Origin of the sequence: Alteromonas sp. S167, from assembly GCF_036864375.1 — a bacterium.
In the GTDB taxonomy this organism is placed as follows: domain Bacteria; phylum Pseudomonadota; class Gammaproteobacteria; order Enterobacterales; family Alteromonadaceae; genus Alteromonas.
The window spans coordinates 368,389-392,400 of the sequence record NZ_JAZETR010000003.1 but is presented as its reverse complement, the minus strand read 5'-3'; the positions used below and the strand labels follow the sequence as shown (position 1 = coordinate 392,400).

Sequence of the window (24,012 nt, the reverse complement as noted above, 5' to 3'; positions counted from 1 at the left end):
ATTCACTTGAAGCCGTTGCTTCTTAGTGACTCACCCTGTTCGAGTGAGGTGCGCATTATACGCTGGAAGTTTTCAGTGTCAACACTTTTTGAAAATTTATTTTCGAAAGTGTTTCTTTTAAACTCCCGTCTTTACTGGCCTATATAGGTAGTAGAGACTCACTTCGTTTGGTTAGCTGTTTTGCTTTCCCCCCGAAGCGGATGCGCATTTTAGGGAAATGAGCGCTCACGTCAACACTTATTTTAAAAAAAGTGTCATATTTGTTTTGAACGCTCGTTTATTCAGCAAAAACGCCCTATTTCCAGTATCCCGTCTTCTTTCTCATCTGGAATTTGCGCCATATTCCTGGCTTATGCGGCTTTAGCTTTCCTTTATAGTTAAGAATAAAGTCATCGATAGCATCAAGAACGCGTTCGCTATTATGACCATCGCGATATTTTTCGTGGTGATCTACATATGCATTTATTTCATCAATTACTTTAGACGGCTTCGTAAGCGCATAATCAATCGCCTCTTCAATTTTATCTGCCTCTGTTACATCGATGAGATGAGGGCCTGGATTTGTATTTCGGAAGGTCACCACGGGCTTTTCTTGCATCATAAATTCTAAGATGATGGATGAGCTGTCGCAAAGCAGCACACTGGCTTCGTTCACACTGTCTAAATCAACGGTGTGTAAATATTTAACGTTATCCATGGATGCTGCTAATTGTTTATAGCGTTCCACAATGTCAGAACCGTGCAATTTAGGGTGAAATGTAAGGATCCAGTTCCATTCTCGTTCTTTAGCTAATTTCTCGATAGTCGAAAATACCTGTTCAGCCGAACTAATCCCTTTGGTAAATGTGGTTCCATAAAGTATTGTCGGAGGGTTTGTTACCGGCGGGCGCTTTCCTTTTACATAGGTGTCGACTTTACACCATCCTGTCTCATAAGCCTTAAAGCTACCATGCTGTTCTTCTAATATTTTATAAGGTGCTGTACTGCTTGGCCCTTGTGTACAGATTAGGTCAAACCACCCGCGAATGCGGAAATGTGAATCTTCTTGGTAAGTCTGTTCACCGCGCTTACCAATAAAGTAACCGTGAAAAACGCCTACTTTAATACCAGGAATAAAATGATAGATATAGTTACCAGGTGTCAATGTTGCATCGGGATTGAATTCGACAAGCTCTTCAACGGTTGCTAATCTTCTTTCATCCTCAAGCAGCAAATCTTCACAACTAGGTTCTAGATACCACGCTACTTCCCCTCCACGCTTTCTGATCTCAGATTGGATAGGTCGCAAAATTGAATAGGAATATGGCAGTGCAGCAAATAGTACGTAGCGCTTTGACATGGACTCTCCGTAGAAGTAGCTTTTTAATTTTTGACGATAGTATATCAGCATTGTCACTTTAAAAGATTGAAGTCCGCCATCAATAACTAGATTAACCATCAAGTGTTACAGTGTTTTATGCATTTATTGAAAAAGGGCTTACCATAGCCTGCATAATTTCGTTAAAAGAGAGTTTTATGGCACAACCTATAAACAGTTTTAAAGGTATATCTCCTACGTTGGGAAAGAATGTCTATGTTGACGGCTCGGCGAGAATTGTGGGCGATGTGGTTTTAGGAGACGATGCGAGTATATGGCCCTTAGTAGCAGCTCGCGGCGACGTAAATAAAATTCGTATTGGTGCTCGCTCTAACGTTCAAGACGGGAGTGTTTTACATGTAACGAGAAAATCGTCACAAAACCCCGAGGGCTTTCCTCTTATAATCGGCGAAGACGTTACCGTTGGGCATAAATGTATGCTTCATGGCTGCCAGTTAGGTGACCGCATTTTGGTAGGCATGGGCGCTATCATTATGGATGGAGTCGTTGTTGAAGACGATGTGTTTATTGGAGCAGGTACATTGGTTCCGCCAAACAAGCGCCTTGAGAGTGGCTACTTATATGTCGGTAACCCAATGCAAAAGAAAAGGCTTTTAAAAGAAAGCGAACTGGCTTTTCTTAAACAGTCGGCTGTGAACTATGTTGTATTAAAAGACGAGTATCTAGAAGAAGCGAACTAGTTTCGCTTCTCTTTTTGTGTAACGATTTCCCTTACGCGCTTCACTATATCTGACGTATCGGGGCGCTTTTTAGTCCATATATAAAAAGCCTCGGCAGCTTGCTCAACCAGCATCCCTAATCCATCTATTTGGGTTTTGACGCCAAGTTCGGCCGCATCCCTCATAAAACGCGTGGGCGAGTTTTTATAAACCATGTCGTAAACCACGTCACAGTTATTCAAAACACCATCTTCTAAACTACACGGCAATTCATTGCTTAAACTGGCGGCTGTTGAATTAATAATAATATGAGGCCCAACATCTGCGATATCTTCAAGCGCAACCACCTGCACTTTAGCGTTTGAAGCGGCACTTGCCACTTCCTCTGCTTTCGCTTTGGTTCTATTGGTGATGATTAAAGAGGCGGCCCCTGCTTTTAATAACGGGGAGATTACGCCACGGGCTGCGCCGCCGGCACCAATAAGCAACACGCGCTTACCCTTAATTTCCACACCACTGTTAAGCAGATCGTTTACCAGCCCAACACCATCAGTGTTGTATCCCCACACTTCACCGCTGTCACCATTCATTAGCGTATTAACAGCTTGTGCATCTTTGGCTGCTTGGTCATCTACCTTTGCCAAGTTGAATGCATCAAGCTTAAAAGGCATGGTGACGTTACAACCTACAGCGCCTTCCTGAGCTAAAAACGCGTTGGCGGCATCTACAAAACCGTCTACTGGCGCAAGTATCTTTTCATAAGAAATCTTTTCTCCCACTTGTTCTGCAAACATTTCATGGATAGTTGGTGATAAACTCTGGGCAATAGGATTACCAAATACAGCGAATTTTTTCATGGGTATACGCGATTTATTTAAAGGTAAAAAGAAAAGCGAAGAAAGCGCCTCACACAATACGCCATACTATCGAATTGGCGGAGAGATGAAAGTGCGAGAATTGGCAAATTCGTTCTATGATATTATGGAAACCGATCCGTTAGCAGCTGAACTGCTGGCAATACACCCGCAACCATTAGATAGAATAAGACATGTATTCTTCTTGTATTTGACGATGTGGCTTGGCGGACCAGATGATTTTCAACAGCAGTTCGGCCACCCTCGCCTTCGTGCGCGCCACTTGCCATTCACTGTCTCACCAGAACTTAAAGACCAGTGGATGTACTGCATGCGAAAAGCAATGTTTAAAACCGTAGACGATTTAGCATTAGCGCAAAAGCTTCTGACGGCGCTAGATCAACTTGCCGAACATATGATAAACACAAAATAAAAAAGCGTGCGAATCAGCAAAAAGCCAATCGCACGCAACCCCCTGTTACTCTAAACGCTCTTAATGGCGCATAAGTAGTGCAATAATTTCAACAAGGTATCGCTATAAAAAAAGAGGCCCTACTATATAGCGGTACAATAAGCGGCATTAAAATGTATAGCCCACAGATAACGTATAAACCCATGGGTCTATTTCTATTTCACCCACTTTGCCTTCGGCATCGCCCACTTTAAAAGTGGCGTCTGTATCTATATCAATGAAGCGCACCGACGCATTCACATGCCACGTTTCATCTATGTGATAGTCCATTCCTACTTGAGCAGATAAACCAAAAGAATTATCTAACGACAAGTCACTTAAGCCCGCAGTTTCGTTAGCATCAGTAAATTTCTCATCATAAATAAAGGTGTAATTGATACCTGCGCCAATGTAGGGCTGGAACGATGAGGCTGCATCATTAAAGTAATAGTTGGCAGTAAGCGTTGGTGGAAGGTGTGTTACTTCACCTAACTGATTGCCAGTACCTAATGGGTCTGGTACTGAAAAAGACACATCGTGTTTAAACGGTGTGGCAGCTAGAAGCTCTATATTGATATTGTCTGTAATGAAATAAGCGACGTTAATTCCTAGCTGAGTATCATTACCGATTGTAAGCGCTACGCCTAAGTCCGAGCCACCAGCAACAATATTTGATGAAGATTCATCCGGCGCTACTGTTGTTAGACCGCCACGAACTAACCAGTCGCCTTGTTGATGCGCGTGAACCGCTGGAGAAAGCGCTGCTAGCGCTAGACAAATTGTTGAAAGAGTTGATGTACGCATAATGTGCTCTCATAAGTGATTTACTTCAATGAGGCCACTGTACGTATTTAGAAAAAGAAGATGTTGATCCAGCGCAAGTTTATTAGGTAACGAAAACCTTGGTAGATATGTGTATTGATGTAGATCAAAATCACGCGCCGCTATGGATGTAGCGGCGCTTTATATTATGGCATTAATTACCAATCGGTGGGCTTAAGCCAGTCAACAAGCTTCGCCTCGGCACTACCAGGTGCAGGCGTATAACAATACTCCCACCTCGCAAGCGGCGGCATAGACATCAAGATAGATTCAGTGCGGCCACCCGTTTGAAGACCGAATAAGGTTCCACGGTCGAAGACCAAGTTAAATTCAACGTAGCGACCACGACGATAAAGCTGAAAATCTCTCTCTCGTTCGCCATATGGCACTTGTTTACGACGCTCCATAATAGGTACATAGGCATCGATGTAACCATTGCCTACCGCCTGCATGAAAGCAAACGAAGTATCAAAACCCCACTCGTTTAGATCGTCGAAAAATAAACCACCAACACCGCGGGTCTCGTTACGATGCTTAAGGTAAAAATAGTCATCGCACCATTTCTTGTACTTAGCGTATACATTTTCACCATAAGGCTTACACAGCTTCTTCGCTGTATCATGCCAATGTATTACGTCGTCCTTAAACGGATAGAAAGGCGTTAAATCGAAACCACCACCGAACCACCAAATAGGCGCTTCGCCTTCTTTCTCTGCAATGAAAAAGCGAACATTAGCATGTGATGTAGGAATGTAAGGGTTGTGAGGATGTATAACCAGCGACACGCCCATAGCTTGAAAGTTTCTGCCTGCTAATTCAGGCCGATTGGCAGTAGCCGAGGCCGGCATCTGACTGCCAAATACGTGTGAAAAGTTTACGCCACCTTGCTCAATAACAGCACCGTTTTTGAGCACGCGTGAACGGCCTCCACCGCCCTCTTCTCGCTGCCAACTGTCTTCGACAAATTGGCCTTTACCATCGGCTAACTCCAACGTTTGACAGATGGTATCCTGCAGATTGAGAAGGTATGATTTTACTTGTTCGATAACTTCTGCTGCATCTTTCCCATCAAGTTGCGTAGACCCTATCATGCTCTTATTACCTCGGCAGTATCGCCATCGCGAATGGTACTCGGTTTTGTTGCTCCACCTACTTCACCATCAACATACACAACTGAATCGGCAAAAACAGCCTTTGCTTCATCAATGGTTATTGCCGGCGGTTGACCTGTTAAATTGGCACTTGTTGACACTAGCGGCTTACCAAGCTTGTTGCACAATTCTACCACCACCGGATGGTTAGTTACTCGAACCGCAATTTTCGGGTGCTTCCCTGAAATCCAACTTGGCGCAGAAGAAGATTTAGGTAATAGCCACGTATTTGGCCCAGGCCAGCTAGAAAAAATGTCGGTACGACGGTCTGGACGAATAGCATTGTCATCAACATAAGGTAAGAGTTGACTGTAGTTGGCAGCAATAAGAATGACGCCTTTTTCTACTGGGCGCTGTTTCACTTCTAATAGGGCATGCACTGCCGCTTCGTTATCTGGATCACATCCTATGCCCATAACCGCTTCGGTGGGATACACCAACAACTTACCTTCCTCAAATGCACTTACAATAGGATCTTTTTCTGTAACGTTGGCTTCAACAGGATTAAACGTATTCACGTCCCCATTTTGAAAATCAGACATTTTTCATTCTCTAAAACAAGGTTTATTTCTTATAACCGCACGCTGGCTGTGGGCATTGCAGCTGCCCTTTTTTATCGATAAGCACTGCCCACCCGCATGCTGGACATGCTTCGTTGACTGGGGTGAAATTTAGCACATAACGACACTTCGGATAATGGTTACATGCAAAAAACTGTTTACCGTATTTGTTGGTGCGCGAAATCAGCTGTCCTTTTTTACATTTCGGACAATCAACGGAGGTTTCTTCTTGCTGTTTGATAGGCGCAATGTAGTGGCAATCGGGGAAGTTGGTACAACCGATGAACATACCAAACCGGCCTTTCTTTATTGCTAATTCTGAACTGCATTCTGGGCAAGAAACGCCATCAAGTGTTTTAAGTAATGTCGTTTGTTTGTCGTGTAGCGGTTTACTGAAGCTACATTCTGGATAACCAGTACAACCTAGAAAAGGACCAGATTTACTGTTTTTAATATGAACGGCTTTGCCACATTCTGGACAATCGCCGAAGTTATCTTCTAAGGCATGCTCGTTTGCTGAAAATAACGAGTGGTCTATTTTAGACATGGCATACGATCACGCACTGCACTTTGGCAGTGCGTATAAAGCAGTTAGTGCTGAGTAAAACACGCATTAATGAAGTGCACCATCTGGCTCTTCGAACAGTAGGTCTTCCATTTGAGCGTAAGCATTTTCTTTACCTGGTACGTTAAACAGCACCATCAATACTACCCACTTCAAATCTTCTAAGCAGAATTCATTGGAATCAATTTCCATTACGCGGTCAATAACCATCTCTCTGGTAGATGCATCAAGCACATTAACTTGCTCTAAGAACATCAAAAAACCACGACATTCTACATCAAGGCGCATTTGCTCTTCATGCGTATAAATACGACTTAAACCAGTACTAATGCCTCTACAAAAATACGGCTTAATGTCGGTTTCTTGCAGCGCGGCAAGTTTTTCTAACCATGCGAGGGCTTTGTATATTTCATCATGATGAAAGCCTGCGCGAACCAACTCTTCTGTAAGCTCGTCTTGGTCTACGCGGATCTCAGTCTCACTGTGGATGAAGTTTTCGAACAGATACATGAGGATATCGAACATTTTATTTTCCCCTCAATTTAATGTAGCCACCAGGGACAGCGGCCACTAAACCACGCAATTCATATTCTAATAATGACGCCATTACATCTGACACAGTAACGGCATTGCGCTGGGCTATAACATCAATAGCGGTGATGTCATAATCCACACTAGCTAATAATTTATCAGTTGCCAAGCTATTCACTTCACTTTTTTCGTTTTCAATGTCAACGGGAATGCCTAGCTGTAAAGGCTCAACATCTATTTCATCAATAATGTCGTTCACGTTGGTTACTAGTTTAGCACCCTGTTGGATTAACCAATGGCAACCTTGTGCGTGTTCGTGGTAAATATTTCCCGGCACCGCAAACACTTCTCTCCCTAGATCTGCGGCCAAATTGGCAGTAATCAAGGTGCCACTCTTAATTTTCGCTTCTACAACCAAAGTGCCTAACGTTAATGCTGCAATAATTCTATTTCGCCTTGGAAAGTGCCAGGGTTTCGGTCCTTGGCCGGGAAAGAATTCAGTGATGCAAGCTCCTTTTCCACTAACAATAGCATCGAATAATGGCTTGTTCTTGGCAGGATAAACAATGTCGGGCCCTGTACCCATTACCGCAACTGTTTTGCCTGTATTTACTAACCCACCTTGATGTGCGGCACTGTCTATGCCCATAGCTAAACCACTGGTTACCGTAATGCCATTGTTCGACAGGTCACTGGCTAGAGTTTTTGCTATTTGCTTACCTTGTAAACTTGCACGTCTGCTGCCTACAACAGCCACTTGAGGTTTAATTAAGCACTGTGGTTCTCCCACCACGAACAGCACTAGCGGCGGAGAGTCGAGCTGCTTCAACGAACAGGGGTAGTTTGATGAGTCGTACGAAACAATATGATGATTTGCGCATTCCCTTTCCCACGCAATGGCTAAAGACGTAAGTTTGTCTGAAGTTTGCGTTTTTAATTTATCAATATCGGCAGCGTGTAAGTCATTTTCGGCTGTGAGTAGCTCATGCGGGGAAAGTGTTGTACGTAAAAGTAGTTCTAGCCAGTGTTTGCTAGCAATGCCCTGTGCCGAAGCCATACGAAGATACGCAAGCTCAAATTGCGTTAATGAAGACGCTGCTTTTGCGTTTATTTGTTGCGACTTTGCCCGTGAGAGTGTTTTTAATTGTGCTTGAAGAGAATGTTGAGACACTGCCGCTCCTTAATGTTAAGCGGCAGATTAAAAATAGCTTAGTGGGGTTAGCTAAGGCTTGGCGACGATAAAGCCGCGTTTTATGCTTTTGCTTGCACGGGTAATTAAGCCATAACTAACGTTATCAAACGTTTTAAACACGATAACTTCACCTACTTTCATTGCAGGTTGAGTTAACGTGTCGATAAACCATTCGCCACCGCTATTAGCACCCGGTTCATCGACATAGCGAGGGGTTTCGTCATCTACAATTGCAGGGCCTTGAACATATAACCCCATTACCGTTCCGGGCTTAACGTCCATATTCCCTAAATCAAGAATAACCACGTCGTATTTACCCAGTAAATCATGGTCATGCAAATCGCCCACTACTGCACCACGCTGCGAGGTTGCTGCAACTAGTTCAATGCTATCGGGGTTTTCAAACCCACCTTCCAACAGCTTATCGCCGCGCTTAGCCTCTTGGTAAGCATCATCGATAAACAGCAGCATAGTGTCATCAGTATTTCCTTCTGGAATGACTGATGCGGTAGATACGTGCGTGACTTGTATACCTAATGTCTCACCTTGAAGACTTTCGATGGTAGCGTGCTTCCGCACTACACGATACTGATCGTTGGCACTGAATTGCTGTTGACCTAATACAAAGTCGTCTGAGGCAAAGCGTATGTTACCGTCTTGATTACCGAGCACTTTGGGCAGCATGTTATATCTGTCTTCATCAACGAATGTGTGCTGCTTTATAAATGGCGCTATTGCCTCCCAAGCAAGTAAATCGATGGGTGCTGGCTTTATGCGTTTATTTGTTTCAGGTGATAGTGTCATTGCAAGCTTTTCTCGCTTGACGATTAACACCGGCTGCCCATCCTCGTATCCAACAGTAATGATGTCACCCGGGTAAATAAGGTGAGGGTTGTTAATTTGTGTGTTGGTGCGCCACAGTTCAGGCCAAAGCCAAGGCTCGTTTAGAAACACGTTGGCAATGCCCCATAAGGTATCGCCACGTTTCACCGTGTATGTTTTGGGCGCACCTTCTTTAAGTTGCAAGGCGAGTGCAGGTAAAGTAACTAGCGCACAAAAGGTTAACGCTGCTATTTGAACTATTTTACTTAATCGCTTTTTCAAATTAATCACCCGCAAATTATTCACTGTCGCTTATTGTTGCTTTTTCAGACAATAACACTATATCGACCTAAATCACTATACTAATAGGGCTTTGGCAAAAAACTGCACGAAAGCCGTGATATACGTTAGAATAGTAACTTAATAAGCACTGTAAAGTGTGCTGGCAATTAGATCGTATATGAATTTATACAGCAATAGGTGAAGTAAGCGAGACATGGCAATATTAGACGTATTAAGTTTTCCTGATGAACGACTTCGCACGGTAGCTAAACCGGTCGAAGAAGTTAACGACGAAATCAAACAATTGGTATCGGATATGTTCGAAACCATGAAGGATGAAAATGGTATTGGCCTTGCCGCTACACAGGTAAATCGCCACGTACAAGTCGTTGTTATGGACGTATCAGAAGACCAAAACGAACCTCGTGTGTTTATAAACCCTGAAATTACTCGTAAAGATGGTATGACCATTAGCGAGGAAGGCTGTTTATCTGTACCTGGCAATTATGCAAAAGTAGAGCGGGCTGAATCTATTACGGTAAAAGCACTTGACCAAAACGGTGAAACATTCGAGCTGGAAGCAGACGGTCTACTGGCTATTTGTATCCAACACGAGCTTGACCACTTAAAAGGCAAGCTTTTCATCGATTATCTATCACCTCTGAAGCGCCAGCGAATTCGCAAGAAGCTTGAAAAAGAAGCGCGACTAGCAGCGAAAGCATAGGACAATTTGTGACATCACCATTGAAAATAATTTTTGCCGGTACTCCGGATTTCGCTGCTAAGCACTTATCTGCACTTATCGACAGTCAGCATGACGTTGTTGCGGTTTACACGCAACCAGACCGCCCTGCCGGACGTGGTAAGAAACTCACAGCAAGCCCGGTAAAAGTATTAGCAGAAGAGCATGCTATAGACGTATTTCAACCGTCGTCACTTAAAAGCGAAGACGCTCAGAAAAGGCTTTCTTCATTGAACGCCGACCTCATGGTGGTAGTGGCTTACGGCTTATTGTTGCCAAAAGTGATACTTGATGCACCTAAGCTAGGTTGTATTAATGTGCATGGCTCCATACTGCCTAAATGGCGCGGTGCTGCGCCTATACAGCGCGCTATTTGGGCAGGTGATGCAGAAACAGGCGTTACCATTATGCAAATGGACGAAGGGTTAGATACCGGCGATATGCTACATATCGCTAAGCTTCCCGTAGCGTCTTCAGACACCAGCGCTACCATGTACGATAAACTCGCCGAGCTTGGGCCAAAAGCATTGGTAGAGGTAGTTGATAGCTTCGAAAGCTACACGCCAGTAAAACAAGATGATACACAAGCAACGTATGCTAAGAAGTTGTCAAAAGAAGAGGCGTTGATTAACTGGCACCACGATGCTGCTCAAATTGAGCGCAATATACGAGCTTTTAATCCTTGGCCAGTGGCATGGATGAAAGTAGAAGATCAGAACGTAAAAGTATGGTCTGCCCGTGTTGTTAAAGCAGAAAAAGCGGCTGCGCCAGGTACGGTTCTAAGTGCCAACAAGGAAGGCATTACAATAGCAACAGGCAACGAAGCCCTGTGTATTACGTCTTTGCAAATACCTGGTAAAAAGGCATTACCAACCGCAGATGTAATTAATGCGCGCCAGTCATGGTTTGAAATTGGTCGCAATTTATCTCAAGAAGAGTCTCTGTGAAGCCTATCCCACTTCCAAAACAAAAGAACCTGCGCGCGGACTGTGCATGGGTTATCTATCAAATTTTAGAGCATGGTAAGTCTTCAAGAGAATGCTTAGAGCGTGTTCAGCGTCGACACAATGTACGCGACAATGCATGGCTTCAGGAGATGTCTCTTGGTGTTATGCGTCGTCTGCCCATACTACAACATTGGCTTCGAGGTCTGCTTGATAGACCGCTGAAAGGCAACAAGAAAGTGGTAGAGCACCTTATTCTTCTGGGACTTTATCAACTTCACTATTCACGTGTTAGTAGCCATGCTGCTGTAGGTGAGACGGTTGCCGCTGCATCGTATTTAGGCGCAACGAGTCTTAAGGGTTTGGTAAACGCAGTTCTACGTAATTTTCAGCGTGAAAGCCTTGGCGATAAACCTATCGAGAACCCCATAATTGAAAGCGGGCTACCTAAGTGGTTATTTAAAGCTATTGAAAATGCCTATGGCGAAGACGCCAGCCGCGTGCGTGAAGCAACGAATGCAATGGCACCTATTTGGCTTCGCGTAAACAAACAAAAAACATCGTTAACCGCGTTCACTGCTGCGCTTGATAATATAAATGTTGCATACACAACAAGTGAAGAACACGGCGACGCCGTTATTTTGCAAAAGCGCGAAGACATTACGGCGCTTCCTGGCTTTGACGATGGCCACTTTGCTGTTCAAGATGGTGCAGCCCAACTTGCTGCACATTATTTACAAGTAAAAGCGGGAGAGCGCATTTTAGATTGCTGTGCCGCACCAGGTGGTAAAACCGGTCATATTGCTGAAAATACGCCTGACGTTGGCTATTTACTTGCCCTTGATGCAGATGCTACACGTCTAAAGCGAGTGGAAGAAAACATGACTCGCCTGCAGCATACGGTAGACATTAAGCAAGGTGATGCAACAGCACCGGATACATGGTGGGACGGTGAATTGTTTGACCGTATATTGCTAGATGCCCCCTGCTCCGCAACAGGTGTTATTAGAAGGCACCCCGATATACGCTGGCTTCGTAAATCAAGCGACATAGACAACCTTGCCGCGTTGCAGCGCCAAATTTTAGATACGCTTTGGGCATTGTTAAAGCCCGGCGGCACAATGCTCTACGCCACCTGCTCTATTCTTCCACAAGAAAACACGCAACAAATTCAGCAGTTTTTGGCGCAGACACCTGACGCGCAGTTATCGCCCGTGACAAAAACAGAAACGAGTGAAAGGCCTGGTAGACAAATTCTTCCCGGTGAACAACAAATGGATGGTTTCTATTATGCGAGGCTGGTAAAGTCGAGCCAATAACCCTTACTTATTTTAACGCAGTAACGGTTGCATAATTGTCATCACATACAGTTAGCAAGGCAAAGTAATAACGATGAAAATCATCATTTTGGGTGCAGGCCAAGTAGGCGGAACACTTGCAGAAAATTTGGTCGGCGAAAATAACGAAATTACCGTTATTGACTCCGATCCTACGATTCTTCGTTCCCTGCAAGACCGACTTGATTTACAGGTAGTTACCGGCGTAGGTTCGCACCCTGATGTGTTACGCAAAGCAGGTGCGGAAGATGCCGACATGCTAATTGCTGTAACCAATAGTGATGAAAGTAATATGTTGGCGTGTCAGGTTGCATACAGCCTATTCAAAACGCCTACTAAAATTGCCCGCGTTCGTTCAGAACAGTACATCATTTACCAAGAACAGCTTTACAAGCAGCAAGATATTCCAGTAGACCACATTATTGCGCCAGAACAGCTTGTGACCAAAGCCATCAAGCGCTTAATTGACTATCCCGGCGCACTTCAGGTAGTGGAATTCGCCGATGGAAAAGCCAGTTTAGTAGCGGTAAAAGCCTACTACGGCGGATTACTTGTTGGGCATGCTCTGTCTGCACTTAAAGATCATATGCCAAACGTTGAAACGCGTGTAGCTGCGATATATCGACGTGGCCGCCCTATTCGTCCACTTGGTACAACAGTGATTGAAGCCGACGACGAAGTATTCTTTATTGCGGCAACAAAGCACATTCGAGCAGTAATGAGCGAACTGCAGAAGCTAGAATCTAGCTATAAGCGCATTATGATTGCAGGCGGTGGCCTTATAGGTGCAGGTCTCGCCAAAAAGCTAGAACATAATCACAATGTAAAGCTGATTGAGTTTAGTCCTGAGCGCGCTAAGTACTTATCTGCACACTTAGATAAAACCATAGTGTTCAGTGGCGACGCATCAGATCCAGAGCTTTTAAGTGAAGAAAATGTTGAACAGGTAGATGCCTTTATTGCCGTTACCAACGACGATGAAGCCAATATTATGTCTGCCATGCTGGCCAAGCGAATGGGCGCACAAAAAGCCATGGTACTGATACAACGCAGTGCCTATGTTGACCTTGTGCAAGGTGGCGAAATTGATATTGCATTCTCTCCACAGCAAGCCACAATCTCGGCATTGTTAACGCATGTAAGGCGCGGCGATATTGTGAATGTGTACTCACTACGCCGAGGCGCAGCAGAAGCCATTGAAGCTATTGCACACGGCGATGAAAACACGTCAAAGGTAGTGGGCAAACAAATTGGTGATATAAAGCTACCTCCGGGCACCACCATAGGCGCCATAGTGCGAGACGACCAAGTTATTATTGCTCACAGCGACACCAAAGTTGAAGCCAACGACCACGTTATTTTGTTCCTTGTCGACAAGAAATACATCAATGACGTAGAGAAGCTTTTCCAGCCAAGTGCATTTTTCTTCGGCTAGCCTAACAACTCGCGTTAAGAGAAAAGCCAAAAAAACAAAATGAAAAAGCCGAGAAACTGTTTCTAGTTACTCGGCTTTTTGCTAGTTGGATATCAGGTTATCTAGACGCTTTAGCTACGCCAGAATGTTGGTGAAAACAGCACAAGAAGTGAAAACACTTCAAGACGACCAAATACCATCGCCACTACTAAAATCCATTTTCCTGCGTCTGTTACATCAGCATAGTTTGCGGCCACACTCCCTAAACCCGGCCCCAAGTTATTTAACATGGCGGTGGTTGCAGTAAATGCACTTAGGTTATCAAGTCCTGTCGCAATGAGTCCTATCATAATTATGACAAACACTACGGCGTATGCAGAAAAGAAGCCCCATACAGCCTCGACAACTTTGTCTGGCATAGCGCGGTCGCCAAACTTTACGCTGTATACCGCTTTGGGATGAATTAGACGGTCTACTTCACGTTTACCTTGAAGGAACAATAAGCACACCCTGACTACTTTAAGGCCTCCACCCGTTGAGCTTGCACAACCGCCAATAAAACTAGAAAAAATAAGCAGAATTGGCAGAAACGTTGGCCACACTGAAAAGTCTGTAGTAGCAAATCCTGCGGTAGTGCTGATAGACACAGCTTGAATCATTGCCTGATCTAACGCCTGCTCAGCAGAACTGTAGTAGCCAGACAGTGTAAGTACGAAGAAACAAATACCTATTAAAAATGCTTGAATTATAAAGAATGCTTTAAATTCTGGATCTTTAAAGTAACCACGCACTGAACGTGAGCTTACCGCCGCGTAATGTAGGGAAAAATTTAACGCCGCGATTAGCAAAAATACCGTACAAACAATGTTTACCATAGGGCTATTAAAATAACCTAAGCTTGCGTCGTGGTTCGAGAAACCACCTATTGCAACAGTAGAAAATGAATGACAAATAGCGTCGAACACATTCATACCTGCTAACCAATAAGACGCAGCACAAGCAATAGTAATAGATAAATAAATATACCAAAGATGCTTTGCTGTATCGGCAATACGCGGCGTCATCTTGTTGTCTTTTACCGGACCCGGTGTTTCTGCGCGATAGAGCTGCATACCACCAACTCCAAGGATAGGTAAAATAGCAACGGCGAGAACGATGATACCCATACCGCCAAGCCACTGCAGCTGCTGGCGATAAAACTGCACAGAATGCGGAAGAAAATCGATACCTTCTATTACTGTCGCACCAGTTGTGGTTAAACCAGAGAACGACTCAAAGAACGCATCTGTAACTGTCATACTGGGCTGTTCCAACAGTATCAAAGGAATGGCACCTACACTTGCCAGTACAGACCAGAAAAGCGCCACAATTAAAAAGCCTTCTCTAGCGCGTAAATCGTTCTTTTGCTGACGGTTTGGATACCATAGCGCCATACCACCTAGCACACAGATTATGAATGCCAAAGTAAAAGGTAGACCACTACCGTCTTGATATATCAACGACACAATTGCAGGCGGGATCATAGTAACGCTGAATAGCGCAATAAGAAGCCCCAGTATTCGTATGATGGCACGGTAGTGCATAGTGTATTATGCCTTTATTTTTATTAGTGGCGATAAGATGAAAAGCGCGACGTTATTCACTGTGTACTGTAAGGGAAACGTCATGTTCTCAGTAACAAGGCTTTGATTATAGGACGTTAAACAATAAGGGGAAACCTTTGTTTCCCCCTATCAATTCGCAATGCCTAAACATCTAACTAAATACAGTTCTACTTCATACTCAGCACGGTTTTTACCATTTTGCTTATGCTTCTATGTGCTTCTGTAATTGACTGCGCCAACATGTAAGCAGGTGTAGTAACCAACTTCGCTTCGTTGTCGATAACGACTTCATCTACATTACAGTTTACGTGCATTGCACCCAACGCATTTAGTCCGCTTGCCGTAGACTCGTCGTTACCAATAGTAAGCTTTACGTTATTGCCATACACTTTTGCTGCAAGTGCAGGTGCTATACAAGCGTAAGCAGCGGGCTTTTTCGCCGAAGCAAACGCACGGCATACTTCAAGTACATCTTCATTAAAAGTACATGCATCACCGTCAACCGCAAACGTGCATAAGTTTTTAGCCGCACCAAAACCACCTGGCAAAATAAGGGTATCAAAGGCATTTACGTCACACTCAGAAACCGGCTTTATATCACCGCGAGCAATGCGCGCTGACTCAACCAATACATTGCGCGACTCACCTTCAGCGACATCACCAGTTAAATGGTTAACCACGTGAAGCTGCTCTACATCTGGAGCAAAACATTGGTACGTAGCGCCCTCTAATTCAATGGCCAATAAGGTTAATACTGCTTCGTGCAGCTCTGCACCGTCAAAAACACCACTACCGCTTAGAATAACTGCTACTTGCTTCATATTGTCTTCCAACCCTTGTTCTGTCTACTTATTCAAATTTTGGCTATTAAACAGCCAACTGTTCAAAAAAAGTTCTTAGTAATACGTGTATACTTTGCAAATGGTTATGCTACATTATTCCACCAACTTGGTTAAACCAAAAAACAAATTCACCAAGTTATCCACAAAACATGGAATGGTTTGTAGCAGGTACGCTGTTTTCACACCTTAGTCTCATTCCCTTATTTTACTTGAATCTAGCGATGATCTTTACAAAGCAAAAGATCATCCGGATCAGTGTGCGCGACACTTTAGATCACAAAGTTATCCACAACACAGCACCCTTGATCACACTCTGTTAATGTTCTTCCACAATATGGCGATCTGAGCGTGGCTGTGGCATTCTTGCGCTCATAATCTATAACGGAAATCCGCCTTTTATGTCTGATTCGAAAAAGCCTCCATTTGTCTTAGTTGATGGATCATCTTATCTCTTTAGAGCGTTTCACGGCTTACCGCCGTTGACCAACTCAAAAGGACAAGATACGGGCGCCATTTATGGCGTTGTGAATATGCTGAAAAGCCTGATCAAGCAATATAACCCTACGCACATGGCGGTTATTTTTGATGCTAAGGGCAAAACATTTCGAGATGATATATATAAAGAGTACAAAGCAAATCGCCCGCCTATGCCGGACGAACTTCGTAGTCAAATTGAGCCGCTTCACGCCATTATCAAAGCGATGGGTTTGCCTGTAATTGTTGAGTCAGGCGTTGAGGCCGACGATGTTATAGGCACACTTGCCAAACACGCCACAGAAAAAGGCATCGACACCGTTATTAGTACTGGTGATAAGGATATGGCACAGCTGGTAAATCAGCATGTGACGTTGATTAACACCATGACTAATCAGGCTATGGACGTTGAAGGCGTAAATACTAAATTTGGTATTCCACCTGAATTGGTCATCGATTTCTTAGCACTTAAAGGCGATAAAGTAGATAACATTCCTGGCGTACCCGGTGTAGGCGATAAAAGCGCGCAAGCACTTCTTAACGGTATTGGTGGTATTGACGCTATTTACGAAAACCTCGATAAAATTGCCGACCTGTCGTTTAGAGGCAGTAAAACCATGGCCGCAAAGATGCAAGAATATGAAGAGCAGGCTCGCCTCTCTTATACACTTGCAACCATTAGTATCGACCTTGACTTGCCCTACGATGTTGAAACACTAACGCCTGAACAAGCAGATAACGAGCAACTGCGCGATTTATTTGCAGAATATGAATTTAAACGTTGGCATGCGGAAGTAAGCGCACTTTTGACAGGCGAAGCGCCTACATCAAGTGATAGCGCAGGCAACACCACTGCAAATGACGGTGAAGGCAAAGACGCAGCCTCCTCTAATTCCACCGTTGAGCTAGATCATTCACAATATGAAACCGTACTTGAAGAAGCACGTTTTAAAGAGTGGGTAGCGTTACTTGAAAAAGCAGAGCTTTTTGCATTCGATACAGAGACAACAAGCCTAAACTACATGGACGCCGAACTAGTAGGCGTTTCATTTTGTATTGAGCCAGGTAAAGCGGCATATGTGCCAGTAGCGCACGATTATCCAGATGCCCCAACGCAGCTTTCACGCGACGACGTGCTTAGTGCCTTAAAGCCTATTTTAGAGTCGAATGACATCATCAAAGTCGGTCAGCATATTAAATATGACAAAAATGTACTGGCAAACTATGACATTACCTTAAACGGTATTGGGTTTGACACCATGTTGGAAAGTTATGTGCTCAATAGCACGGCTCAACGACACGATATGGATTCATTGGCCCTTGCCTATTTAGGTCATAAAACCATTCACTTTGAAGAAATTGCTGGTAAAGGTGCAAAACAGCTTACGTTTAATCAGATCCCTCTTGAGCAAGCTGGCCCTTATGCAGCTGAAGACGCTGATATTACATTGCGCTTACACCAAACAATTTGGGAAAAGCTAAGCGGCATCGATGAATTAAAGCAGCTTCTTATTGATATTGAAGTACCGCTTGCTTGTGTTCTGTCGCGTATGGAACAACAAGGTGTACTTATCGACAGTCAGAAGCTTCGCCAGCAAAGCCAAGACCTTGCAACACGTATAGCAGAACTTGAAAAAGAAGTGCACGAAGAAGCAGGCGAACCTTTCAATTTGGGCTCTACAAAACAGCTTCAGCATATTTTGTTCGAGAAAATGTCGCTGCCGGTCATTAAAAAAACACCGAAAGGCGCACCGTCTACCTCAGAAGACGTGCTACAAGAGTTAGCATTGGAATACCCTCTTCCTCAAAAAATTATGGAATATCGCGGGTTAACCAAGCTGAAAAACACCTATACCGATAAGTTACCGAAAATGATTAACCACCGTACGGGTCGTGTTCACACGTCATATCATCAAGCGGTTACGGCAACAGGTAGACTGTCATCTACCGATCCTAATTTACAAAATATTCCTATTCGAAACGAAGAGGGTCGTCGTGTACGTCAGGCGTTTGTACCCCGTGAAGGCAATAAAATTGTTGCTGCCGACTACTCGCAAATTGAGCTTCGAATTATGGCACATTTATCGGGTGATAAAGGGTTACTTGACGCGTTTGCACACGGGAAGGACATCCATAAAGCCACCGCCGCAGAGGTGTTTGGTGTCAACCTTGATGACGTAACTACCGAGCAACGTCGCAGCGCTAAGGCCATCAACTTTGGTTTGATATACGGCATGAGTGCATTTGGTCTATCAAAGCAACTCAACATTCCTCGTAATGAAGCACAGAAGTATATGGACCTCTATTTTGAACGCTATCCTGGCGTATTAGAATACATGGACTCAACACGTGAAGGTGCCAAAGAAAAGGGCTATGTAGAAACCGTATTTGGCCGCCGTTTATACTTACCTGATATAAAAGCAAGCAATGGTGCGCGACGCAAAGGCGCTGAGCGCGCTGCGATAAATGCACCAATGCAAGGTACCGCGGCTGACATCATTAAAATGGCGATGATAAAGGTAGACGACTGGATTGCAAACAATGCCTCTGACGATGTCACCATGATGATGCAAGTACACGATGAGCTTGTATTTGAAATAAAAGAAGACAAGGTAGATGAATACGTAGCAACGATAACTACGTTAATGGAAACTGCAGCAACCCTTAATGTGCCTTTAGTTGTTGAGGCCGGTATTGGTGAGAACTGGGACGAAGCACATTAATTTAAAAGCGTGCCTTAATTACTTTGTTTAGGCATTTAAATTAAGTAATTAGATTACAGCTTTAAGTAAAACAGCACGCTAAAACCATTAAATTTGGTAATTAAATTACAAACCTCTCTTGCCTTTTACATGCTATGTTGTAAAATTACGCATGTAGGGTACAGAGGTGAGAAAGCTGTTTTCAAACCTTTGCTTTAACCCCGACAGATTTGTCGGGGTTTTTTTATGCCTGAAGAAAAGTAAAAGGAGATGGAAGCGAGGCTTATAAAGCGAGATTTTCAGTTTTTTAAAATATTTCTCTTTTTTTGTGAACTTTCTTATTTACCTACACTCTATATTTACGGTTTTTATGTGTTTTCTCTCATTTCACGCCTCGCATTATGCGGGGCGTTCTTTTATCTGAAACACAATAACTGCAGTGTAAAACATTATCGCTCGTCGTCAGCTTCAATCTCTTCATCTGGCTTATTTAAGCCAAACCATTCATTGAGAATATGTTCTAGTTCTGGCAAACCGTGTTTATTCAGCGAAGAAAAGGTTTGCACCGTTACGTCGCCCATAAATGCTAATGCAGCCTCTCGGGCCATCAATAACTGTGCTTTTCGTTTTCCACTTTTAAGCTTATCGGCTTTCGTTAATAACGCTAGAACTGGGATATTAGAGTCGACTGCCCAATGGATAAGGTCTTGATCTAGGTCTTTAAATGGATGACGAATATCCATAAGCACCACTAACCCTTTAAGTGATTTACGCTTTTGAAGGTACTCACCTAGCGAGGCTTGCCATTTTTTCTTCATGGCCACAGGCACTTTTGCAAAGCCATAACCAGGCAAATCAACTAAACGTAAATCTTCTTCTAACTCAAACACATTAATAAGCTGAGTACGACCTGGTGTTTTACTGGTGCGTGCCAAATTCTTTTGACGCGTTAATGTGTTTAACGCGCTCGACTTCCCTGCGTTAGAGCGGCCAGCAAACGCCACTTCTATCCCTGTATCATTCTTTAAGTGGCGAATATCAGGTGCACTAGTAAAGAATTTTGCTTTGGTGTAATACGACATCTAGACTATTTCCCATATGCGTCACAACCTAGGGTTTACAGTTTTTTAATGAATAAACCAGCTAAAAACCATAGTTTTATCATGGAATAGGTTTTTCTGACGCGTTAAATGTGTAAAATACGCATGATATCACGTATATCACGCGAGCCGTTGGATCCATTTAAGAGATTTATTATGAAAAAACTGTGTTTGTTGGTATTTATGTCTTTAGGTTTAAGCGCAACTGCAATGGCAGAAGGCGATGCCGAGGCAGGTAAAGCGAAATCAGCTGTATGTGCAGCTTGTCATGGTGCTGATGGAAACAGCATGATTGACATGAACCCTAAGATTGCTGGCCAGCATGAAAAGTACATTGTGAAGCAACTTATGGAATTTAAGCTTGCTTCACAAACCGGTGGTGAGGAAGGCCGAAACAACGCGGTAATGAACGGCATGGCTGCTCCACTTTCAGAACAAGACATGAAAGACCTAGCGGCTTACTTCTCAAGCCAAGAACAAAAGCCAGGCGAGACACCTGAACAATACGTTGAAGCCGGTCGTGCACTTTATCAAGGTGGCGACGAAGAGCGTGGCGTAACAGCATGTATTGCATGTCACGGCCCTAAAGGTAACGGTATGGCGCTAGCGGGCTTCCCTGATATCAGCGGTCAACACGCTACTTACACTGCATCTCAACTTAAATCATTCCGTTCTGGTCAGCGCCACAACGATATGAATGGCATGATGCGCGACATTGCGATGAAATTAACCGACGAAGATATCGAAATTTTATCTAACTATATCGCGGGCTTACACTAAATCGTATTGTTTTTAAGCACTATTGTTAATTAATTGTTATCAATTAAGTTGTATTTTGAAAATATTCGTGTAATCTAACGGCTGAGTTTGTAGTAGCCTTTGAAAAACTACAGGCTCGATAACAAGAATAATAATAAAAATACAAACATGGATGACGGGATAAAGAGCCAAGAGGGCCAAAAACAACAATAGCGCTCTGCTAACAATAAGAATAAGGGGAGCAAAGCTAGGGAAGCCAAATACACATAGATGTGTATAACGGGAGAGGTGTCATCTGACACTCATACAATGTAAGGTGATGGTGAAAACCATCACCTTTTTCTTTTTTCTATAGCCCCATTTTTTAACTACCTTTTTACGCGTTATTACTTCATGCAATGCCCGCTTTGTTTACATACAACTTCAATTACGCACTACGCTAAAGATAAAAAGCGTGACTATCTGCAATGTGGCAATTGCCAATTGGTGTTCGTAGCACCGTCATTCCTACCTTCTAAAGAGAAAGAAAAACAAGAGTACGATTTACACGAGAATAATTTCGAGGACCAGGGTTATCGTAAATTCTTAAGCAAAGTAATATCCCCTATCGCTGAACACATTACCCATCATAGTATTGATAAACCGCTTACAGGTTTAGATTTTGGCTGTGGGCCTGCAGCCGTTCTTGCAGATATGCTTGGCGAACAAGGTATACAAATGCACACCTTCGACCCTTTTTTCGCCAACACGCCAGAAGTGTTACAACGCACTTACGACATAGTAACGTGCACAGAAGCAATAGAGCATTTTCACGCGCCACATAAAGAATGGCAGCAGTTCAACTTACTTGTGCAACCTGGCAGTATAATTGTGGTTATGACAAAGCGTGTAATCGATAAATCGCGCTTCTTACAATGGCACTATAAAAACGACCCTACTCATGTAAGCTTTTTTAGCGAAGCCACATTTGAATTTTTAGCGCAGCGAGATGGATACGATGTGTCTTTCCCTACTGCCGACATTGCGCTTTTCAAAAAAATATAACCATCAAACAACCAAGCATCATTGTTTTTTTAAAGTGTGCCCAAACATCAGCATGCTTGTTCAATTCGCGCTATAATAGCGCTGTTTTTATTCTCTTTGTTAATTGGAAACTATGGCACGTTCAAAGAAATCTCGTAAAGTCGGTCTAATCGGTGTTCGTAAAGATCCGGACTTTAAACCAAGCGAAAACCGAAAGTCAGATTCACCTCGCCCTAAAAAGCATAAAGGTAAGCCTGCAGGTAGCCGTCACAATGTTGAGCAGAAAAAAGTTACTGGCAAAAAGAGTAATGAAAATAAAGATCCTCGTCACGGCAGTAAAAAGCCTATTCAGCTAGTAAAAGCGACGGTAACACCAACGCCGGCTCAGAAGAAAAAGTATGCCACGCCAGCACAAGAGCTTGCAGCACTTGAAGCCGATCAGCGCCTTACTGACTTGCTAGATAAACTGGACGACGGCAAGTCTCTAACGCGTGAACAACAAGCCTATGTTGATGAGAAAATGGCTCGCCATCGCATTTTGTGCGACCTACTTGGCATTGTTGAAGAAGACGGTGAAGAAGATGATATGGATCCTTTTGATGACTTAGACGCTATTAACATCGACGACTTTAAGCATTAACAATAAGCAGGACATCTTCATATGCTTTGGGCAGTACTAACGGGCGTAGCGCTTTTAATTATTCTTGGGCTAGGATTTTACGCGGGAAAAATGTTGTTCCTATTGAAACAGCAAAAGGCGCGACAAGAAGCTACCCGACAATCTCGAGTAGAAAATATTACAGAAAGCTTGGTACTTATTGCGAAAGCCATGGAACAGCAGCAGTGTGATTTATCTGAAGGCGTTATCCGCATTGTTAACTTGCTAAATGCTTTACCAATTGTCGATCAGCCAGATTACAAGACAAAGTACCCGCATATTTATGCGTTGTTCACTGAAGTAAGTGGCTTTGCTATTTTAGAAGAAAGGCAAAAGCTGTCTAAAGCAGAACGACGCAAGCAGGATATTGCGCGTGAACAAATTGAATCAGAGTATGAGTCAAAGGTTCTGTCTGAACTACCTGCGCTGCAAACATATTGTGAAACGTTAGTTTAACCGCGTTTCTCATTTCTCTTTGTATGGCGACTGTGCTTTATGTGTGGTCGCCTTACTTACACAAAGGCACATTAACCCGCGCTACTTTATTGCTAGGTCACAGGTTCGTTGATAGCAATGACAGTTTACCTCGTGGTCATTTACCATGCCAACCGCCTGCATGAATGCGTAGCAAATTGTTTCACCCACAAAGTTAAAACCCTGCTTTTTTAGCAGCTTAGACATTGCTTTCGACTCACCGGTGCTGGTAGGCGCATCTCTAAAGTTTTCCCACGTATTAATGATGGTTCTTCCCTCAGTGAATTGCCAAATAAAGTCACTAAACGAGTGCTTCTCTTCAATGGCGATAAAGCCTTTTGCGTTTCGAATAATCGACTCTATTTTAAGACGATTTCTAACAATGCCCTTGTCTTGCATCAGACGTTCAACGTCCGAACTGGTCATTGACGCAATTTTTTCTGGGTCAAAATTAAAAAAAGCACTTTCATAATTTTTGTGCTTTTTAAGGATCGTTATCCACGAAAGTCCTGCCTGCTGCCCGTCAAGACACAGCTTTGCAAATAGCGCCTGACTATCGGTTTCAGGAACTCCCCATTCATTGTCATGGTATGCCTGATATAAAGGGTCAGAGCTTACCCAACCGCATCGTTTTAGTTGATCTGACATAACAAATTATTAAATCCTTGTAGT

At 43.5% G+C, this 24,012-nt stretch carries 24 protein-coding genes; 11 read left to right on the top strand and 13 right to left on the bottom strand.

Annotated features, from left to right (window positions below; all coding sequences use genetic code 11):
* Positions 1-295: 295 nt before the first annotated feature.
* Positions 296-1,339 (bottom strand): UDP-N-acetylglucosamine 2-epimerase, encoded by a 1,044-nt coding sequence (locus V7R35_RS07745; RefSeq protein WP_334014159.1) that lies wholly within the window; start codon positions 1,337-1,339, stop codon positions 296-298.
* Positions 1,340-1,515: 176 nt separating this feature from the next.
* On the opposite strand from V7R35_RS07745, the gene V7R35_RS07740 reads away from it, so the two are divergent.
* Positions 1,516-2,058, top strand: a complete 543-nt coding sequence (locus V7R35_RS07740; protein WP_334014158.1) for a gamma carbonic anhydrase family protein — start codon at positions 1,516-1,518, stop codon at positions 2,056-2,058.
* Here V7R35_RS07740 and aroE read toward each other — a convergent pair.
* Positions 2,055-2,894: a shikimate dehydrogenase gene (gene aroE / locus V7R35_RS07735; RefSeq protein ID WP_334014157.1), complete on the bottom strand. Its 840-nt coding sequence runs from the start codon at positions 2,892-2,894 to the stop codon at positions 2,055-2,057. The two genes, V7R35_RS07740 and aroE, sit on opposite strands and share 4 nt — an antisense overlap.
* On the opposite strand from aroE, the gene V7R35_RS07730 reads away from it, so the two are divergent.
* The gene (locus tag V7R35_RS07730) at positions 2,893-3,324 is read left to right on the top strand and encodes a group II truncated hemoglobin (RefSeq protein ID WP_334014156.1); all 432 of its coding nucleotides are present in this window, start codon (positions 2,893-2,895) and stop codon (positions 3,322-3,324) included. The genes aroE and V7R35_RS07730 overlap by 2 nt on opposite strands.
* Positions 3,325-3,471: 147 nt before the next feature.
* On the opposite strand, the gene V7R35_RS07725 is transcribed toward V7R35_RS07730, so the two are convergent.
* From V7R35_RS07725 to V7R35_RS07695, 7 genes are all read right to left on the bottom strand, one after another.
* The gene (locus V7R35_RS07725) at positions 3,472-4,146 is read right to left on the bottom strand and encodes an OmpW family outer membrane protein (RefSeq protein ID WP_334014155.1); all 675 of its coding nucleotides are present in this window, start codon (positions 4,144-4,146) and stop codon (positions 3,472-3,474) included.
* Positions 4,147-4,322: 176 nt separating this feature from the next.
* Positions 4,323-5,255, bottom strand: a complete 933-nt coding sequence (gene hemF, locus V7R35_RS07720; RefSeq protein WP_334014154.1) for an oxygen-dependent coproporphyrinogen oxidase — start codon at positions 5,253-5,255, stop codon at positions 4,323-4,325.
* Complete coding sequence (locus tag V7R35_RS07715; RefSeq protein ID WP_334014153.1) at positions 5,252-5,857, bottom strand: Sua5/YciO/YrdC/YwlC family protein; 606 nt, start codon at positions 5,855-5,857, stop codon at positions 5,252-5,254. Before V7R35_RS07715 ends, hemF begins: the two co-directional genes overlap by 4 nt.
* Before the next feature lie 22 nt (positions 5,858-5,879).
* A complete protein-coding gene (locus V7R35_RS07710; RefSeq protein WP_334014152.1) occupies positions 5,880-6,422 on the bottom strand; it encodes a DNA topoisomerase family protein in 543 nt (180 codons plus the stop codon).
* A gap of 66 nt (positions 6,423-6,488) precedes the next feature.
* A complete protein-coding gene (locus tag V7R35_RS07705; protein ID WP_334014151.1) occupies positions 6,489-6,965 on the bottom strand; it encodes a DUF494 family protein in 477 nt (158 codons plus the stop codon).
* A gap of 1 nt (position 6,966) precedes the next feature.
* Entirely contained in the window at positions 6,967-8,142 is a 1,176-nt protein-coding gene (dprA, locus tag V7R35_RS07700) for a DNA-processing protein DprA (protein ID WP_334014150.1), read from the bottom strand.
* Between the two features lie 51 nt (positions 8,143-8,193).
* Positions 8,194-9,276 carry a LysM peptidoglycan-binding domain-containing protein gene (locus tag V7R35_RS07695; RefSeq protein WP_334014149.1) on the bottom strand — a complete coding sequence of 361 codons (1,083 nt, stop codon included), beginning with the start codon at positions 9,274-9,276 and terminating at the stop codon, positions 8,194-8,196.
* A gap of 205 nt (positions 9,277-9,481) precedes the next feature.
* Here V7R35_RS07695 and def point away from each other — a divergent pair, with 205 nt between their 5' ends.
* The 4 genes from def (at position 9,482) to trkA (ending at position 13,725) form a co-directional block, all read left to right on the top strand.
* A complete protein-coding gene (gene def / locus V7R35_RS07690; protein WP_334014148.1) occupies positions 9,482-9,991 on the top strand; it encodes a peptide deformylase in 510 nt (169 codons plus the stop codon).
* Positions 9,992-9,999: 8 nt separating this feature from the next.
* Entirely contained in the window at positions 10,000-10,956 is a 957-nt protein-coding gene (gene fmt, locus V7R35_RS07685; RefSeq protein WP_334014147.1) for a methionyl-tRNA formyltransferase, read from the top strand.
* Positions 10,953-12,272, top strand: a complete 1,320-nt coding sequence (gene rsmB, locus V7R35_RS07680) for a 16S rRNA (cytosine(967)-C(5))-methyltransferase RsmB (protein WP_334014146.1) — start codon at positions 10,953-10,955, stop codon at positions 12,270-12,272. Before fmt ends, rsmB begins: the two co-directional genes overlap by 4 nt.
* Before the next feature lie 73 nt (positions 12,273-12,345).
* Positions 12,346-13,725 (top strand): Trk system potassium transporter TrkA, encoded by a 1,380-nt coding sequence (gene trkA / locus V7R35_RS07675; protein ID WP_334014145.1) that lies wholly within the window; start codon positions 12,346-12,348, stop codon positions 13,723-13,725.
* Between the two features lie 110 nt (positions 13,726-13,835).
* On the opposite strand, the gene V7R35_RS07670 is transcribed toward trkA, so the two are convergent.
* A complete protein-coding gene (locus V7R35_RS07670; protein WP_334014144.1) occupies positions 13,836-15,287 on the bottom strand; it encodes a TrkH family potassium uptake protein in 1,452 nt (483 codons plus the stop codon).
* Between the two features lie 188 nt (positions 15,288-15,475).
* The gene (gene elbB, locus V7R35_RS07665) at positions 15,476-16,129 is read right to left on the bottom strand and encodes an isoprenoid biosynthesis glyoxalase ElbB (protein ID WP_334014143.1); all 654 of its coding nucleotides are present in this window, start codon (positions 16,127-16,129) and stop codon (positions 15,476-15,478) included.
* A 419-nt stretch (positions 16,130-16,548) separates the two neighbouring features.
* Here elbB and polA point away from each other — a divergent pair, with 419 nt between their 5' ends.
* Positions 16,549-19,347 (top strand): DNA polymerase I, encoded by a 2,799-nt coding sequence (gene polA, locus V7R35_RS07660; protein ID WP_334014142.1) that lies wholly within the window; start codon positions 16,549-16,551, stop codon positions 19,345-19,347.
* A gap of 428 nt (positions 19,348-19,775) precedes the next feature.
* Here polA and yihA read toward each other — a convergent pair whose 3' ends face one another.
* On the bottom strand, positions 19,776-20,408 hold the full coding sequence (yihA, locus tag V7R35_RS07655; protein ID WP_334014141.1) for a ribosome biogenesis GTP-binding protein YihA/YsxC: 633 nt from the start codon (positions 20,406-20,408) through the stop codon (positions 19,776-19,778).
* Positions 20,409-20,582: 174 nt separating this feature from the next.
* Between yihA and V7R35_RS07650 the strand changes: the two genes are divergently transcribed.
* From V7R35_RS07650 to V7R35_RS07635, 4 genes are all read left to right on the top strand, one after another.
* Positions 20,583-21,206, top strand: coding sequence for a c-type cytochrome (locus V7R35_RS07650; protein ID WP_334014140.1), 624 nt, complete (start codon positions 20,583-20,585; stop codon positions 21,204-21,206).
* Between the two features lie 372 nt (positions 21,207-21,578).
* Positions 21,579-22,229 carry a class I SAM-dependent methyltransferase gene (locus tag V7R35_RS07645; RefSeq protein ID WP_334014139.1) on the top strand — a complete coding sequence of 217 codons (651 nt, stop codon included), beginning with the start codon at positions 21,579-21,581 and terminating at the stop codon, positions 22,227-22,229.
* Between the two features lie 112 nt (positions 22,230-22,341).
* On the top strand, positions 22,342-22,848 hold the full coding sequence (yihI, locus tag V7R35_RS07640) for a Der GTPase-activating protein YihI (protein WP_334014138.1): 507 nt from the start codon (positions 22,342-22,344) through the stop codon (positions 22,846-22,848).
* 21 nt (positions 22,849-22,869) lie between these two features.
* The gene (locus V7R35_RS07635) at positions 22,870-23,322 is read left to right on the top strand and encodes a DUF2489 domain-containing protein (protein WP_334014137.1); all 453 of its coding nucleotides are present in this window, start codon (positions 22,870-22,872) and stop codon (positions 23,320-23,322) included.
* 81 nt (positions 23,323-23,403) lie between these two features.
* Here the strand turns inward: V7R35_RS07635 and V7R35_RS07630 are convergent, their stop codons facing one another.
* Complete coding sequence (locus V7R35_RS07630) at positions 23,404-23,988, bottom strand: DNA-3-methyladenine glycosylase I (RefSeq protein ID WP_334014136.1); 585 nt, start codon at positions 23,986-23,988, stop codon at positions 23,404-23,406.
* Positions 23,989-24,012 lie beyond the last annotated feature (24 nt).

Excerpts from the sequence above, each read along its gene's own strand:
- V7R35_RS07745 (WP_334014159.1), bottom strand. The coding sequence starts at position 1,339 with ATGTCAAAGCGCTACGTACTATTTGCTGCACTGCCATATTCCTATTCA.
- V7R35_RS07740 (WP_334014158.1), top strand. The coding sequence starts at position 1,516 with ATGGCACAACCTATAAACAGTTTTAAAGGTATATCTCCTACGTTGGGA.
- V7R35_RS07730 (WP_334014156.1), top strand. The coding sequence starts at position 2,893 with ATGGGTATACGCGATTTATTTAAAGGTAAAAAGAAAAGCGAAGAAAGC.
- aroE (WP_334014157.1), bottom strand. The coding sequence starts at position 2,894 with ATGAAAAAATTCGCTGTATTTGGTAATCCTATTGCCCAGAGTTTATCA.
- V7R35_RS07725 (WP_334014155.1), bottom strand. The coding sequence starts at position 4,146 with ATGCGTACATCAACTCTTTCAACAATTTGTCTAGCGCTAGCAGCGCTT.
- hemF (WP_334014154.1), bottom strand. The coding sequence starts at position 5,255 with ATGATAGGGTCTACGCAACTTGATGGGAAAGATGCAGCAGAAGTTATC.
- V7R35_RS07715 (WP_334014153.1), bottom strand. The coding sequence starts at position 5,857 with ATGTCTGATTTTCAAAATGGGGACGTGAATACGTTTAATCCTGTTGAA.
- V7R35_RS07710 (WP_334014152.1), bottom strand. The coding sequence starts at position 6,422 with ATGTCTAAAATAGACCACTCGTTATTTTCAGCAAACGAGCATGCCTTA.
- V7R35_RS07705 (WP_334014151.1), bottom strand. The coding sequence starts at position 6,965 with ATGTTCGATATCCTCATGTATCTGTTCGAAAACTTCATCCACAGTGAG.
- def (WP_334014148.1), top strand. The coding sequence starts at position 9,482 with ATGGCAATATTAGACGTATTAAGTTTTCCTGATGAACGACTTCGCACG.
- trkA (WP_334014145.1), top strand. The coding sequence starts at position 12,346 with ATGAAAATCATCATTTTGGGTGCAGGCCAAGTAGGCGGAACACTTGCA.
- V7R35_RS07670 (WP_334014144.1), bottom strand. The coding sequence starts at position 15,287 with ATGCACTACCGTGCCATCATACGAATACTGGGGCTTCTTATTGCGCTA.
- elbB (WP_334014143.1), bottom strand. The coding sequence starts at position 16,129 with ATGAAGCAAGTAGCAGTTATTCTAAGCGGTAGTGGTGTTTTTGACGGT.
- polA (WP_334014142.1), top strand. The coding sequence starts at position 16,549 with ATGTCTGATTCGAAAAAGCCTCCATTTGTCTTAGTTGATGGATCATCT.
- yihA (WP_334014141.1), bottom strand. The coding sequence starts at position 20,408 with ATGTCGTATTACACCAAAGCAAAATTCTTTACTAGTGCACCTGATATT.
- V7R35_RS07650 (WP_334014140.1), top strand. The coding sequence starts at position 20,583 with ATGAAAAAACTGTGTTTGTTGGTATTTATGTCTTTAGGTTTAAGCGCA.
- V7R35_RS07645 (WP_334014139.1), top strand. The coding sequence starts at position 21,579 with ATGCAATGCCCGCTTTGTTTACATACAACTTCAATTACGCACTACGCT.
- yihI (WP_334014138.1), top strand. The coding sequence starts at position 22,342 with ATGGCACGTTCAAAGAAATCTCGTAAAGTCGGTCTAATCGGTGTTCGT.
- V7R35_RS07635 (WP_334014137.1), top strand. The coding sequence starts at position 22,870 with ATGCTTTGGGCAGTACTAACGGGCGTAGCGCTTTTAATTATTCTTGGG.
- V7R35_RS07630 (WP_334014136.1), bottom strand. The coding sequence starts at position 23,988 with ATGTCAGATCAACTAAAACGATGCGGTTGGGTAAGCTCTGACCCTTTA.